General features: G+C 63.3%; 11 protein-coding genes. 6 read left to right on the forward strand and 5 right to left on the reverse strand.

Annotation, left to right across the window (positions count from 1 at the left end; genetic code table 11):
- Window positions 1–50 precede the first annotated feature (50 nt).
- The 5 genes from RB2654_RS03985 to RB2654_RS04005 all read right to left on the reverse strand — a co-directional run bounded on the left by RB2654_RS03985 (window position 51) and on the right by RB2654_RS04005 (window position 6,431).
- Window positions 51–1,142 carry an ABC transporter ATP-binding protein gene (locus RB2654_RS03985; RefSeq protein WP_008328830.1) on the reverse strand — a complete coding sequence of 364 codons (1,092 nt, stop codon included), beginning with the start codon at window positions 1,140–1,142 and terminating at the stop codon, window positions 51–53.
- 20 nt (window positions 1,143–1,162) lie between these two features.
- Entirely contained in the window at window positions 1,163–2,812 is a 1,650-nt protein-coding gene (locus RB2654_RS03990) for an alpha-glucosidase (RefSeq protein ID WP_008328831.1), read from the reverse strand.
- A 37-nt stretch (window positions 2,813–2,849) separates the two neighbouring features.
- Entirely contained in the window at window positions 2,850–3,992 is a 1,143-nt protein-coding gene (locus tag RB2654_RS03995; protein WP_008328832.1) for a carbohydrate ABC transporter permease, read from the reverse strand.
- The gene (locus RB2654_RS04000; protein ID WP_008328833.1) at window positions 3,992–4,996 is read right to left on the reverse strand and encodes a carbohydrate ABC transporter permease; all 1,005 of its coding nucleotides are present in this window, start codon (window positions 4,994–4,996) and stop codon (window positions 3,992–3,994) included. The genes RB2654_RS03995 and RB2654_RS04000 overlap by 1 nt, the downstream gene beginning before the upstream one ends.
- A 76-nt stretch (window positions 4,997–5,072) precedes the next feature.
- On the reverse strand, window positions 5,073–6,431 hold the full coding sequence (locus RB2654_RS04005; RefSeq protein ID WP_008328834.1) for an ABC transporter substrate-binding protein: 1,359 nt from the start codon (window positions 6,429–6,431) through the stop codon (window positions 5,073–5,075).
- Between the two features lie 256 nt (window positions 6,432–6,687).
- On the opposite strand from RB2654_RS04005, the gene RB2654_RS04010 reads away from it, so the two are divergent.
- The 6 genes from RB2654_RS04010 to RB2654_RS04035 form a co-directional block, all read left to right on the forward strand.
- A complete protein-coding gene (locus RB2654_RS04010; protein ID WP_040884372.1) occupies window positions 6,688–7,737 on the forward strand; it encodes a LacI family DNA-binding transcriptional regulator in 1,050 nt (349 codons plus the stop codon).
- Window positions 7,734–9,065: a GH1 family beta-glucosidase gene (locus RB2654_RS04015; protein WP_008328836.1), complete on the forward strand. Its 1,332-nt coding sequence runs from the start codon at window positions 7,734–7,736 to the stop codon at window positions 9,063–9,065. Before RB2654_RS04010 ends, RB2654_RS04015 begins: the two co-directional genes overlap by 4 nt.
- A 27-nt stretch (window positions 9,066–9,092) precedes the next feature.
- The gene (locus tag RB2654_RS04020; protein ID WP_008328837.1) at window positions 9,093–10,076 is read left to right on the forward strand and encodes a glucokinase; all 984 of its coding nucleotides are present in this window, start codon (window positions 9,093–9,095) and stop codon (window positions 10,074–10,076) included.
- 100 nt (window positions 10,077–10,176) lie between these two features.
- Window positions 10,177–10,458, forward strand: a complete 282-nt coding sequence (locus RB2654_RS04025; RefSeq protein ID WP_040884374.1) for an STAS domain-containing protein — start codon at window positions 10,177–10,179, stop codon at window positions 10,456–10,458.
- Window positions 10,455–10,823, forward strand: coding sequence for a response regulator (locus RB2654_RS04030; RefSeq protein ID WP_008328839.1), 369 nt, complete (start codon window positions 10,455–10,457; stop codon window positions 10,821–10,823). The genes RB2654_RS04025 and RB2654_RS04030 overlap by 4 nt, the downstream gene beginning before the upstream one ends.
- 4 nt (window positions 10,824–10,827) lie before the next feature.
- Window positions 10,828–12,498, forward strand: a 1,671-nt coding sequence (locus tag RB2654_RS04035; RefSeq protein ID WP_008328840.1) for a chemotaxis protein CheA, incomplete at its 3' end; no start/stop codon positions are given.

Raw genomic sequence — 12,498 nt, forward strand, 5'->3', positions numbered from 1 at the left:
CCTCTCCCCAAACCCCTCTCCGGGATATTTTGGACCGGAAAGAGGACGGGTCAGGTGCGCATCGTCTGACCATTCGAGAACATATGGACCTTTTCGGCCTCGGCGGTCAGGCGCACGGTGTTTCCGCGCAGGTCCTTGTGGATGCCGGGGAGCTTGGCGATGAGTGGTTCCGCCCCCTCTTCGGCCACGAAGTAGAGCAGCGTCACCTCGCCCAGCCGTTCGACGTAATCGACCGTGGCTTCGATGATGTAATTCTCGCCGTCCTGCGCGATCCGGAAATCTTCGGGGCGGATACCGATGTTGACCGCGCGGCCCTTGTCCGCCTCCTGTGTCGGGACGTTGGAGCGGGCCATGCCGTGCCCCGTGACGTTCACGGTGGTCTCGGCGCCCGTCGCTTCGACCTTGCCCGGAAGCAGGTTCATCGAGGGCGAGCCGATGAACTGGGCCACGAATTCGTTGTCGGGGGTTTCATAGAGCTCGAGCGGGCTGCCGACCTGAGCGATGCCCTTGTTGGCGAGCACTACGATCTTGTCGGCAAGCGTCATCGCTTCGACCTGATCGTGGGTGACGTAGATCATCGTGCTATCCGGCATCGATTCCTTGAGTTGCGCGATCTCGATCCGGGTCGCCACGCGTAGCGCGGCGTCGAGGTTCGAGAGCGGCTCGTCGAAGAGGTAGACCTTGGGGTCGCGCACGATGGCGCGCCCGATGGCGACGCGCTGTCGCTGGCCGCCGGAGAGCTCTTTCGGCAGGCGGTCCAGAAGCGGGTCGAGTTGCAGGATCTTGGCCGCGCGGCGGACGCTCGCGTCGATCTCGTCCTTCGACTTCTTCGCGATCTTCAGTGCGAAGGACATGTTGTCGTAGACCGTCATGTGCGGATAGAGCGCGTAGCTTTGGAACACCATCGCGATGCCCCGTTCGCTGGGCGGAATGTCGTTCACCACCAGCCCGTCGATTTCGAGCGTGCCGGAGGTGATCTTTTCCAGCCCCGCGATCATGCGCAAAAGCGTGGACTTGCCGCAGCCGGAGGGGCCGACGAAAACGATCAGTTCCCCGGTCTTGATGTCGAGGTCGATATTTTTCAGCACTTCGACCTTGCCGCCGTAGGTCTTGCCCACTCCGGTCAGTTTCAGATCAGCCATGTTCTCCTCCCCGGCCCTTGTCAGGCCTCTTCTTGTTCGATTGGCCTGAGCAAGATCGACGGTTGCCAATGGGCCAGATGGATCTCGCCGTCGAGCCGCGGGTGTGCGGCGTTGAGTTCCGCGCCGATCTCAAGCCACCCCTCTCCCCTGGGCGGCGTGATGCTGACCGGGACTTCGCCCAGATTGATCGCGAAAAAGATTTCCTCGGTGTCCGACACGCGGCGGAACGACAGCACCTGACCATAGGCGCGCAGATCCTCGAGACGCCCTTTTTTGAGCGCGGTATGGCTGTGGCGGAACGCGATGGCGCGACGGTAATGGTGCAAAAGCGCGCCGGGGTCGGCATCGGCCTTGTCCACGGCGAGCGCGAGGTGTTCGGCGGGCACCGGAAGCCACGCGTTGCCGCCGTTGGTGAAGCCGCCAAGCGCGCGGTCGTGGTCCCAGACCATCGGGGTGCGGCAGCCGTCACGGCCCTTGAATTCGGGCCAGAATTCGATGCCGTAGGGGTCTTGCAGGTCTTCGAAGGCAAGCTCGGCTTCCGGCAACCCTAGCTCTTCGCCCTGATAGATGCAGGCCGAGCCCTTGAGGCACATCATGAGGGTGGCGAAGCCGCGCGCGGCGGCGGGCGACAGATCCCAGCGCGAGATGTGGCGCACGACGTCGTGGTTGGAATAGGCCCAGCAGGCCCATCCGTCGGGCGCATAATCCTCGATCGCCTGAAGCGTCTCGGCAACATAGCCGGCGGAGGGCGTGGAACCTGAGAGCAGTTCGAAGGCATAGCACATCTGCATCAGGTCATCGCCCCTGGTGTATTCCCCAAGGATTTCCAGCCCGCGCTGGTCGTCGCCCACCTCGCCCACGGCGGCGGCGTTGTAGTGCTTCATCAGGTCGCGCAGCTTGCGCAGGAAGATCAGGTTTTCGGGCCGCGACTTGTCGTAAAGGTGGTTCTGCCACGTATAGGGGTTCACGGCGGGCGCGGTCTTGGCCTGCCGTTCTTCGGGCTTCAGCGGCGGGTTGTTCCTGAGTTCGGCGTCGTGGGTGTAGAAGTTGATGGTATCGAGCCGGAAGCCGTCGACGCCGCGATCCAGCCAGAACCGGGCCACGCCCAAGAGCGCGTCCTGCACCTCGTCGTTGTGGAAGTTGAGGTCGGGCTGCGAGGTCAGGAAGTTGTGGAGGTAGTATTGCAGGCGGGTGCTGTCCCACTGCCATGCGCTGCCCCCGAAGATCGACAACCAGTTGTTGGGCGGCGTGCCGTCGGGCTTGGCATCGGCCCAGACATACCAGTCGGCGCGCGGGTTTTCCCGGCTCGCGCGGCTGGTTTTGAACCAGGGGTGTTCGTCCGAGGTGTGCGACAGGACGAGGTCGATCATCACCTTGAGGCCGAGGGTATGCGCGGTTTCGATCACCGCGTCGAAATCGGCCAGCGTGCCGAACATCGGATCGACATCGAAGTAATCCGACACATCGTAGCCGAAATCCTTCATCGGCGAGGTGAAGAACGGCGAAATCCAGATCGCATCGACGCCGAGGGAGGCGATGTAGGGTAGACGCCCGACGATGCCCAGAAGGTCGCCGATCCCGTCCCCATTCGAATCCTGATAGCTGCGCGGATAGATCTGATAGATCACCGCACCCCGCCACCAGTCCGGGTCTTTTTCCAGATGGGTCATTTTCGGTGCGGCTTGGGTCGTTACGTTCACGAGAACCTCATTTTACCGATCCGGCCAGCAGGCCCCGGACCAAGTAGCGTTGCATGAAGAAGAAGACGAGCAGCGGGACCGCCATCGACACGAAGGCCGCCGTGGCGAGAATTTCCCAGTTGCCCCCACGGGTGCCGAGAAGCTCGACGATGTGGCGTGTCATGACGGTCGTGTCCCCCGACGAGTCCACGAGAAAGACGATGGCCACAAGCAGGTCGTTCCATGTCCAGAGGAATTGGAAGATGGCGAAGCTCGCCAGTGCCGGAAAACTGAGCGGAAGGATGATTTTTATGAAGATCTGAAAATCCGTCGCCCCGTCGACGCGCGCGTTTTCGATGATGTCGCGCGGCAAACCGGCCATGTAGTTTCGCAAGAGATAGACCGCGAGGGGGAGCCCGAAGCCGGTATGGGCCAGCCAGACCCCCAGATAGCCCTTTCCGATCCCGATCGAGAGGTGGAGTTTCAAAAGCGGGATCAGGGCGAGTTGAAGGGGCACCACCAGCAGCGCCACGATGAAGGCGATCAGCAGCGCGCGACCCGGAAAGTCCATCCAAGCCAGCGCATAGGCGGCGAAGGCCGCGAACAGGATCGGGATGATGGTCGCCGGGATCGTCACGGTGAGCGTGTTGAAGAACGCCTTGGAGATATTGTCGGACGAGCCGCCGAACAGCATGTTGTCGTAGTTTCTGAGCGTGAATTCCGGCGGCTGGGTGGCGGTGACGAAGAACCGCTGCCCCCGGCCCGAAATCTGCTCGTCGTTCCCGGTCCAGCGATAGGTGCCGTCTTCGTTGAGCGTCAGCGTTTCCCCGTCACCCAGATCGGCGGTTTCGCCGGGCGCATAGGCCGAAACGTCCCGGCTCGACGTGCCCCACGAGGCGATATTGGCCTCGGCATTCTCGAAGATGACGCCTTCCACCACGAAGACGTCTCCGTCCTGCACACGGCCATCCGGGTCCGCGGTGCGGAACTGTTCGGTCTGTTCGGTCGGGAAAAAGGCTTTCCACCACCCCGAAGACGAAATCTGATCGGCCGTGCGGAAGGACGACACGAGCAGACCCACGGTGGGAAAAATCCACAGCAGAACGATCAGGATGACGCTGATGTTGACGGCCCAGCCAAGCGCCGGTTTGCGGCCCGCGATATTGTCCATCAGCGCATCTCCTTACGGGCCTGGCGCACGTTCCAGACGAGGATGGGCAGGACGAGCAGCATGATGACCATCGCGCTCGCCGATCCCACGCCCCAGTCGTTCGCGCGGAAAAGCTTGTCGTACATGTAGTTCGCCAAGACCTGCGTGCCCCATTGGCCGTTGGTCATGGCAAAGACGATGTCGAAGATCTTGAGGACGAGGATCGTGATCGTCGTCCAGACCACCATGATCGTCGGCATGATCTGCGGCACCTTGATCTTGAAGAAGATCTGGAACGGGTTCGCGCCGTCGACGATGGCGGCTTCGATGGTTTCCTCGGGGATACCGCGCAGCGCCGCCGACAGGATGACCATGGCGAACCCGGTCTGAATCCAGATGAGCACGACCATGAGAAGGAAGTTGTTCAGACCGGGGATCGTCAGCCACGTCTGCGGCTCGGCCCCGCCCAAGGCCAGATAGACCGCGTTCAGGATGCCGATCTGTTCCTCCCCCGCGGGGCGGTAGTCATAGATCAGTTTGAAGATCACCGAGGCGCCGACGAAGCTGATCGCCATCGGCATGAAGATGATCGACTTGGCGATATTGCCCCACGACAGCCGGTCGGTAAGCTGGGCGATGATGAGGCCGAACAGCGTGGACAGACCCGGCACCACGAGGAGCCAGAAGAAGTTGTTGCGCAACGCCTCCCAGAATTTCGGTTCGCGCAGCATTTGCTGGTAGTTCGACGTTCCGGCCCATTCGTAGCCGCCCGGCACCCGGTCGGTGAAGGACAGGCGGATGGTTTCGACGACGGGATAGGCGAGGTAGAGGCAGAGCGCGAAGAGCGCGGGAAACAGGAACAGCCAGGGGCGGATCATGTTGGCGCGGTTGATGTTGCGGCCGGCATTCTTGCCGCGTGCCGGGAACAGAACCCGGTCGAGCAACAGGTTGGAGAGATAGAAATATGCGATGGCGGCGATGACGGCGACACCGACGGTCAGCACGGCCTGAATGGCTGGATGCATCTTGCTCCCCCCTGAAGTCTAAGGACGGGAGAGCGGGCCGTCATGCGGCCCGCCCCCGTATTCGCACAGGATCAGCTTATTTCAGGGCGTCCCAGCTGTCCTGAATTTCCTGCGTGACCTCTTCGGCGGATTTGCCGCCGGCGAAATCGACCATGCCGGTCCAGAACGACCCGGCACCGACACCGCCCGGCATCAGGTCGGACCCGTCGAAGCGGAAGGTCGTGGCGTTGGTCAGGATCTCGCCCTGTGCCCGCACCGTGTCATCCGCATAGGCTTCGGGATTGGCGCTCTTGAGCGGGGTCAGGAACGCGCCTTGCGACATCATGATCTCGTTCGCGAAAGCGGTCTGGAAGAACTGCATCAGGCCGCGCGTGGCCTCGCTGTCGTCCGTGATCGCCATGAGCGTGCCCGCCCCCAGGACCGGGGTGCCGAGGTCTTTTTCGGCATAGGCCGGGAAGTAGAAGAAATCGACGTCGGCACCGACTTCGGTGCCTTCCGGGAAATAGGCCGGGATGAACGACGCCTGACGGTGCATCATGCACTGCGGCGGCGCGTCGAACAGACCTTTGGGCGAGTCGCGGAAATCGACCGAAGCCACCGCTTCGCGCCCGCCGGACACCCGGTCACCGTCGAGGAACCAGCCGAATTCGTTGATCGCTTCGATGACGGCGGGGTCGTTGAACGGCATTTCGTTCGTCACCCACTGGTCATAGACCGCCGGTTCCTGCGTGCGCAGCATCAGATCCTCGACCCAGTCGGTCGCGGGCCAGCCGGTCGCGGCGCCGGAGCCAAGGCCGATGCACCACGGGGTTTCGCCGTCCTCGACCATCTGATCGGTCAGCGCCTTCAGGTCTTCCATCGTCTCGGGCACTTCGTAGCCGAAGTCCTCGAAGTTCTCGGGGATGTACCAGACCAGCGACTTGACGTTCACGTTGAAGAAGAAGCCGTAAAGGTTCTCTTCCCCGCTTTCGTTCTCATAGGTGCCCAGATCAACCCAAGATTGCCCGGCGGCGTAGTTGTCGGTGATCCAGGCCGCGGTTTCGTCGGACAGCGGCGACAGGAACCCGCGCGACGCCATGTTGGCGGCCAGACCCGGCTGCGGGAACACGGCGATGTTCGGGGCCGATCCGGCTTCTGCATCGACAACGATCTGTTGCTCCATCGAGTCCGAGCCGACATAGGACACGCTCGCCCCGGTCGCCTCTTCGAAGAAATCGAGCAGGTTGTTGAAGCTGTCCTGTTCTCCGGCCAGCCACGGGCCGAGGATCGTCACCTCCTGCCCGGAATAGTCGTGCTCGGCGGCGAAGGCATCGAGACCCTCCCAGTCATAGGGGCCTTCGCCGGGCGTGAACATTCCGCCTTCGTGGCTCGCGGCATGGGCAAAGCCCGCGCTCAACGCCAGAACGGCCGCGCTCGCGATCAGTTTCCGTTTCATGCAATCCTCCCAGAATGTGCGCCTTGGGCGCGTTTTTTGGCTTTGATTTCAAAGGGTCCGGCACGCGCGAGTCGCCTGCTCCAAACCGTTTTGGATGCCTGAAACTTGCGTATGACCTGCCATGTGTCAATGCGGATTCCCGTGATGCACACCATTTATGCTTGTTTTCCTTACGTCTGCGCATCACAAATGCAGACCTTTGACGGGAGCCGCGTGAATCGTTACCGTCGGCAAAATCCAAAGCGGTTTGAAAGCGATGACCCTGAAAGAGCTCGCCAAGGCCCTGAGCCTGTCTCCGACCACCGTCAGCCGCGCGCTGAACGGGTTCCCGGAGGTGTCCGAGGCGACGCGTAAGCGGGTTCAGGCCGCCGCCGATGCCTATGGATACCGCCCGAACATGCGCGCCAGATCACTCGCCACGGGCCGCGCCATGGCGATCGGGCACGTCATCCCATTGGCCTCGGAGCATGAGATGGTGAACCCGGTGTTCGCGGATTTCATCGCGGGTGCGGGCGAGGTCTATTCCAAGTCGGGATACGACATGCTGATTTCCATCGTGCCCGAAGCCGAACAGGAACGCGCTTACGAAGAGTTCAAGCACAAGGCGTCGGTGGACGGGATCATCGTTCACGCCCCACGGTCGGGCGACCAGCGGATCAAGCTTTTGAAAGCCGTCGGCATCCCCTTCGTCGTCCACGGTCGCGCCTCGAAAAGCGACGAGGCGTATTCCTGGGTCGATATGAACAACCTCAGGGCCTTTCAGCGCGCCACGAACTTCCTCCTCGATCTCGGACACCGCCGCATCGCACTTATCAACGGGCTCGAGGATATGGATTTCGCGATCCGCCGCCGCGCCGGGTTCGAGGCGGCGCATGAGGAACGCGGGATAACCCATGATGAAAGCTTGATGTTCTCGGGCGAGATGACCGAGAAATTCGGGCATGACACGACCGCCGCGCTACTTGCGCGCCCCGACGCGCCGACCGCGATCATCACCTCGTCGATGATCCCCGCCATCGGCATCCGACGCGCGATCCGCGAGGCGAACCTTGAAATGGGCCGCGACGTGTCGGTCATCATCCATGACGACGACCTGTCCTATCTGCCCAACGGGCGCGACGATCCGATCTTCACTGCCACCAGGTCTTCGGTGCGCGAGGCCGGGCGGCGGGCGGCGACCATGCTGCTCGACATCATCGCCAACGGCTCGGACACCCCCCGCACCTCGCTGATGGAGGCCGAACTGCTGATCGGCCAGTCCACCGGCCCTGCCCCGGCCCACGCCAGAACGACGGACCCCGTATGACGCTTTCGCATTCCCGCAAGGACTTTCCCGAAGACTTCCTCTTCGGCGTCTCGACCTCGGCCTATCAGATCGAAGGGCACCAATTCGGCGGCGCCGGGTCGACCCATTGGGATACCTTCGCCGCCACCCCCGGCAATGTCGTCAATGCCGAGGACGGCGCGGTGGCCTGCGATCACTACCACCGTTGGCCCGAAGACCTCGACCTGATCCGGGACGGAAATTTCGACGTCTACCGCTTTTCGGCAAGCTGGGCGCGGGTGCTGCCCGAGGGGCGCGGGACGCCCAATGCCGACGGTCTGGACTACTACGACCGGCTGGTCGACGGGATGCTGGAACGGGGGATCAAACCGGCGCTGACCCTGTATCACTGGGAGCTGCCCTCGGCGCTGTCCGACAGGGGCGGTTGGACCCACCCCGACGTCGCCAAATGGTTCGCCGATTATGCCACTGTCCTGATGGACCGGATCGGCGACCGCATCTGGTCCACCGCCACGATCAACGAGTTCTGGTGCGTCAGCTGGCTCAGTCATTTTCTCGGCATCCACGCGCCGGGCCTGCGCGACATTCGCGCGGGCGCGCGGGCGATCCACAATGTGCTGAAGGCGCATGGCATGGGGATCGAGGCAATGCGCGCGGCAGGGCATGACAATCTGGGCGCGGTCTTCAACCTCGAATACACGATGCCGTCCGAGAACACCGACGAGGCCAAACGCGCAGCCGCGACCTATGACGCGATCTTCAACCGCACCTTCCTTGGTGCGGCGTTCCACGGCACCTACCCGGGCGAGATGCTAGCGGGGCTGGAGCCGCATCTGCCCGTGGGCTGGCAGGACGACATGGCCACGATCCGCCAACCGCTCGACTGGTGCGGGATCAACTATTACACGCGCAAGATCATCAAGCCGGTCCCCGGCCCCTTCCCCGCGCATGAGGAAATTCCCGGCCCCCTGCCCAAGACCGACATGGGGTGGGAGATCTTTCCAGACGGCCTCACCCATTTCCTGACACATGTTGCCAAGTCCTATTCCGGTGACCTGCCGCTTTACGTGACGGAGAACGGCATGGCGGCCCCGGATGTGCTGGACAAAGGCGCGGTGCAGGACGACGCGCGCATCACCTATCTCGACGCGCATCTGGGCGCCGTTCGCGAAGCCATCGCGCAGGGTGCGCCGGTGAAGGGCTATTTCGCATGGTCGCTTCTGGACAACTACGAATGGGCCTTGGGCTACGGCAAACGGTTCGGGCTGGTGCATGTCGATTTCGACAGCCTTGATCGCACCCCGAAGGCGTCCTACCAAGACATGGCCCGTGCGCTGTCGCGCACCTGACACCTTCAGAACGACCGGACCCTGCCCATGACCGCCAACGCCCTCACCCTCGTCGCCGATATCGGCGGCACGAACACCCGCGTCGCTCTGGCCGAGGGGAACCGCGTGCTCACCGACACGGTCGAGCGGTTCAAGAACGCGGACTATCCGGGGTTGGAGACGGTGCTGAACGCCTATCTCGACGCGCATGGGCGGCCCGATTGCGCAGGTGCCTGCGTCGCGCTCGCCGGCCCCGTGCGCGACGGCGTGGGCACGATGACGAACCTCGACTGGACCATCGACGCCGAAACCGTGGGGCGTGCGGCACAGGCCGAAACGGTCGATGTCATCAACGACCTTCAGGCACAGGGTCATGCGCTCGACCATATTGCCGATGGGTGTCTGGAGACGATCGTCGGCGGACCGGCCGCCCCTTCCCACGCGGCCAAGCTCGTGATCGGGGTCGGCACCGGGTTCAACTGCGCCCCGGTCCACGAAACCCCTGCCGGGCGACTCGTCGTTCCGTCCGAGGCGGGTCATGCGAACCTGCCGATCCGTTCGACCGAGGAACTCGACCTCTGCCGAGATTTCGAAACCGCCCATGGCTTTCCGGCGGTCGAGGACGTGCTGTCGGGCCGTGGTCTCGCCCATGTCGCGAACTGGATGAGCCGCCGCGCCGGACATGCCCGCGAATATTCCGCGGCGCAGGTCATGGAACTGGCCGAAACCGGCGATGACCTCGCACGTGAGGCGCTGGCGTTCTTCGTGCGCATCCTCGGCACCGTGACGGGCAACCTGTCGCTGATCCACCTGCCCTTCGGCGGTGTTTTCCTGATCGGCGGTGTCGCGCGGGCCGTCGGGCCATACCTCGTCGAGATGGGATTCGACGACGCCATGCGCGACAAGGGCCGCTTCGCCGGGTTCATGAAGAATTTCCCGGTCTACCTCGTATCCGACGACTACGCCGCCTTGACCGGCTGCGCCCGCCATCTGGCGCAGAAACTCGCCCCCGGAAAATCCGTCTCGGGGTAAGCCAATCTTAACGACCCCTGCCTTATTCCGGTGACGTGACCGGATCGACAAAGGGGCCGCATGTGATGATTGACGACCGCCCAGGCGCGAGGGCAGCGGAATGAGCGCCACGATTTCCCTGCAACCGAAACTCGACCTCAGAGCCGCCGGACCCTTGCGCGACGATCTGCTCGCGCAGGCGGATCAGGACGTGGTGCTCGACGCCACGCATGTGACGCAGATCGGCGGCCTCGCGCTTCAGGTGATCCGGGCCGCCGCGCGCAGCTGGGCCGAAGCGGGCCGGTCGCTGACGTTCGAGAATGCCTCGACCACGGTCTGCGACCAGCTTTCGCTTCTCGGTTTCAACCCGGACACCTTGACGACGTGGGAGGCCGAGACATGACGATGCACGTCCTTGCCGTCGACGACAGCCGCACGATGCGCGACATGGTCCGTCTCGCCCTGAACGCGGAAGGCATTGAAACGCACGTGGCGGAAGATGGGGTTCATGGGCTCGAAGTGCTGGATGACATGGCACCGCCCGACGCGATCATCACCGATATCAACATGCCGCGGCTCGATGGCTTCGGGTTCATCGACGCCGTGCGCGCACGTGAGGAATATCGCTCGATCCCCATCCTCGTCCTGACCACCGAAAGCGCGGCCGACATGAAAGCGCGGGCGCGCGATGCCGGGGCGACCGGCTGGATCGTGAAGCCGTTCGACCCGGCCAAGCTGGTCAAGGCGCTCAGAATGGTAGCGGGGTAAGGTCATGTCCGATCCGATGGCGGAAATCCGGGCCTCGTTCTTCATCGAATGCGAAGAACTGCTCGAAGCCCTGCAAGACGGCCTGCAGACAATGTATGACGGCGCAGGCGACGGCGAGACGGTAAATGTCGTGTTCCGTGCGGTGCATTCGATCAAGGGCGGCGCGGGCGCATTCGGGCTGGACGGCCTCGTCAGCTTCGCCCACCGGTTCGAGACGGCTTTGGACGAGGTGCGGGGCGGCAATCTGGTGGCCGATGCCGCAGTCCTGAAACTGTTCTTCACCTGCAACGACATTCTGGGCGACCTCGTGCGGGAAAGCCGCGACGGGATCGACCATGACAGAACACGCACCGATCCGGTGCTTGCGGAACTCGACGCGCTTCTGGGCGGCCCGGTCGAAGCGGAGGCTTCGCCCGAGGAGGCGATCGAATTCGAAGTCACGACCCTCGCGTTCGATCTCGATCTCGGATTGACGGACACCGACCCGGACACGGACCCGACGTGGCGCGTTCGCTTCCAACCTGGCCCCATGCTCTACGCGAACGGCAACGAGCCACTCTTTCTCTTTCGCGCCCTGCGCGATCTGGGGGAACTCGACGTCACCTGCCAAGACAACGACCTCCCCCCGCTGGCGGACCTGGATTGCGAACACGCACATCTCGGTTGGGACTTGTCGCTGACGACGTCCGAGGATCGCGCGGCGATTGCCGAAGCCTTCGAATTCGTCGAAGGGCTGTGTGCGCTCGAAATCCAGCCGCTTGACGGCGCCCCGGCCCTTGCGGACCTCGCCGCCCTTTCCGCGTTGATCGACGACGTCGAGGAGGCCGAAACCGTCGACACCGCACCGACGGCAAATCCGGATCTCGTTGAAGATGCCGAAGCCCCGGACGAACCGCAGATGGACGCCGCTCCGAAGATAGCTGCACCTTCCGCCGCTCCAGCGCCGGAACGAGTATCCCCACCGGCAACCCCTGCCCCCGCCACGCCGCGCGCCACCGTTCGCGTCGATCTGGACCGCATCGACCGTCTGGTGAACCTCGTCGGCGAAATCGTCATCAATCAAGCCATGCTCAGTCAAAGCGTCGAAGCGGCGGGGATACCCCCGAACTCCCCCGTGCGCACCGGGCTCGAGGAATTCCAACAATTGACGCGCGACATTCAGGAAAGCGTCATGATGATCCGGGCGCAGCCGGTCAAATCGTTGTTCCAACGCATGTCGCGCATCGTGCGCGAAGCCTCCGCCGACATCGGCAAGGACGTCCGGCTGCGAACCGAGGGCGAGAATACCGAGGTCGACAAGACTGTCATCGAACGGCTGGCCGACCCGCTGACCCACATGATCCGAAATGCCGTGGATCACGGTCTGGAACAGAACGACCTGCGCGAAAAGGCGGGCAAACCGCGCGAGGGCACCGTCTATCTCACGGCGACCCACCGTTCCGGTCGCGTCGTCATCGAGGTCGCCGACGACGGGGCCGGCATCAATCGCCCGAAGGTTCTAAAGAAGGCGATCGAAAAGGATCTGATCCCCGCCGACAGCCAGCTTTCGGACAGCGAAATAGACAACCTCCTGTTCCTGCCCGGCTTTTCGACGGCCGATGAAATCTCGAACCTGTCCGGTCGCGGCGTCGGCATGGACGTTGTCCGCAGTTCGATCCAGTCCCTCGGCGGTCGC

Origin of the sequence: Maritimibacter alkaliphilus HTCC2654 (assembly GCF_000152805.1) — a bacterium.
Taxonomy (GTDB): domain Bacteria; phylum Pseudomonadota; class Alphaproteobacteria; order Rhodobacterales; family Rhodobacteraceae; genus Maritimibacter; species Maritimibacter alkaliphilus.

Bases quoted from the DNA above. Each gene is read 5' to 3' on its own strand.
- RB2654_RS04015 (WP_008328836.1), top strand. From the start codon at position 7,734: ATGACGCTTTCGCATTCCCGCAAGGACTTTCCCGAAGACTTCCTCTTC.
- RB2654_RS04025 (WP_040884374.1), top strand. From the start codon at position 10,177: ATGAGCGCCACGATTTCCCTGCAACCGAAACTCGACCTCAGAGCCGCC.
- RB2654_RS04010 (WP_040884372.1), top strand. From the start codon at position 6,688: ATGACCCTGAAAGAGCTCGCCAAGGCCCTGAGCCTGTCTCCGACCACC.
- RB2654_RS03995 (WP_008328832.1), bottom strand. From the start codon at position 3,992: ATGGACAATATCGCGGGCCGCAAACCGGCGCTTGGCTGGGCCGTCAAC.
- RB2654_RS04000 (WP_008328833.1), bottom strand. From the start codon at position 4,996: ATGCATCCAGCCATTCAGGCCGTGCTGACCGTCGGTGTCGCCGTCATC.
- RB2654_RS04020 (WP_008328837.1), top strand. From the start codon at position 9,093: ATGACCGCCAACGCCCTCACCCTCGTCGCCGATATCGGCGGCACGAAC.
- RB2654_RS04005 (WP_008328834.1), bottom strand. From the start codon at position 6,431: ATGAAACGGAAACTGATCGCGAGCGCGGCCGTTCTGGCGTTGAGCGCG.
- RB2654_RS03990 (WP_008328831.1), bottom strand. From the start codon at position 2,812: ATGACCCATCTGGAAAAAGACCCGGACTGGTGGCGGGGTGCGGTGATC.
- RB2654_RS04030 (WP_008328839.1), top strand. From the start codon at position 10,455: ATGACGATGCACGTCCTTGCCGTCGACGACAGCCGCACGATGCGCGAC.
- RB2654_RS03985 (WP_008328830.1), bottom strand. From the start codon at position 1,142: ATGGCTGATCTGAAACTGACCGGAGTGGGCAAGACCTACGGCGGCAAG.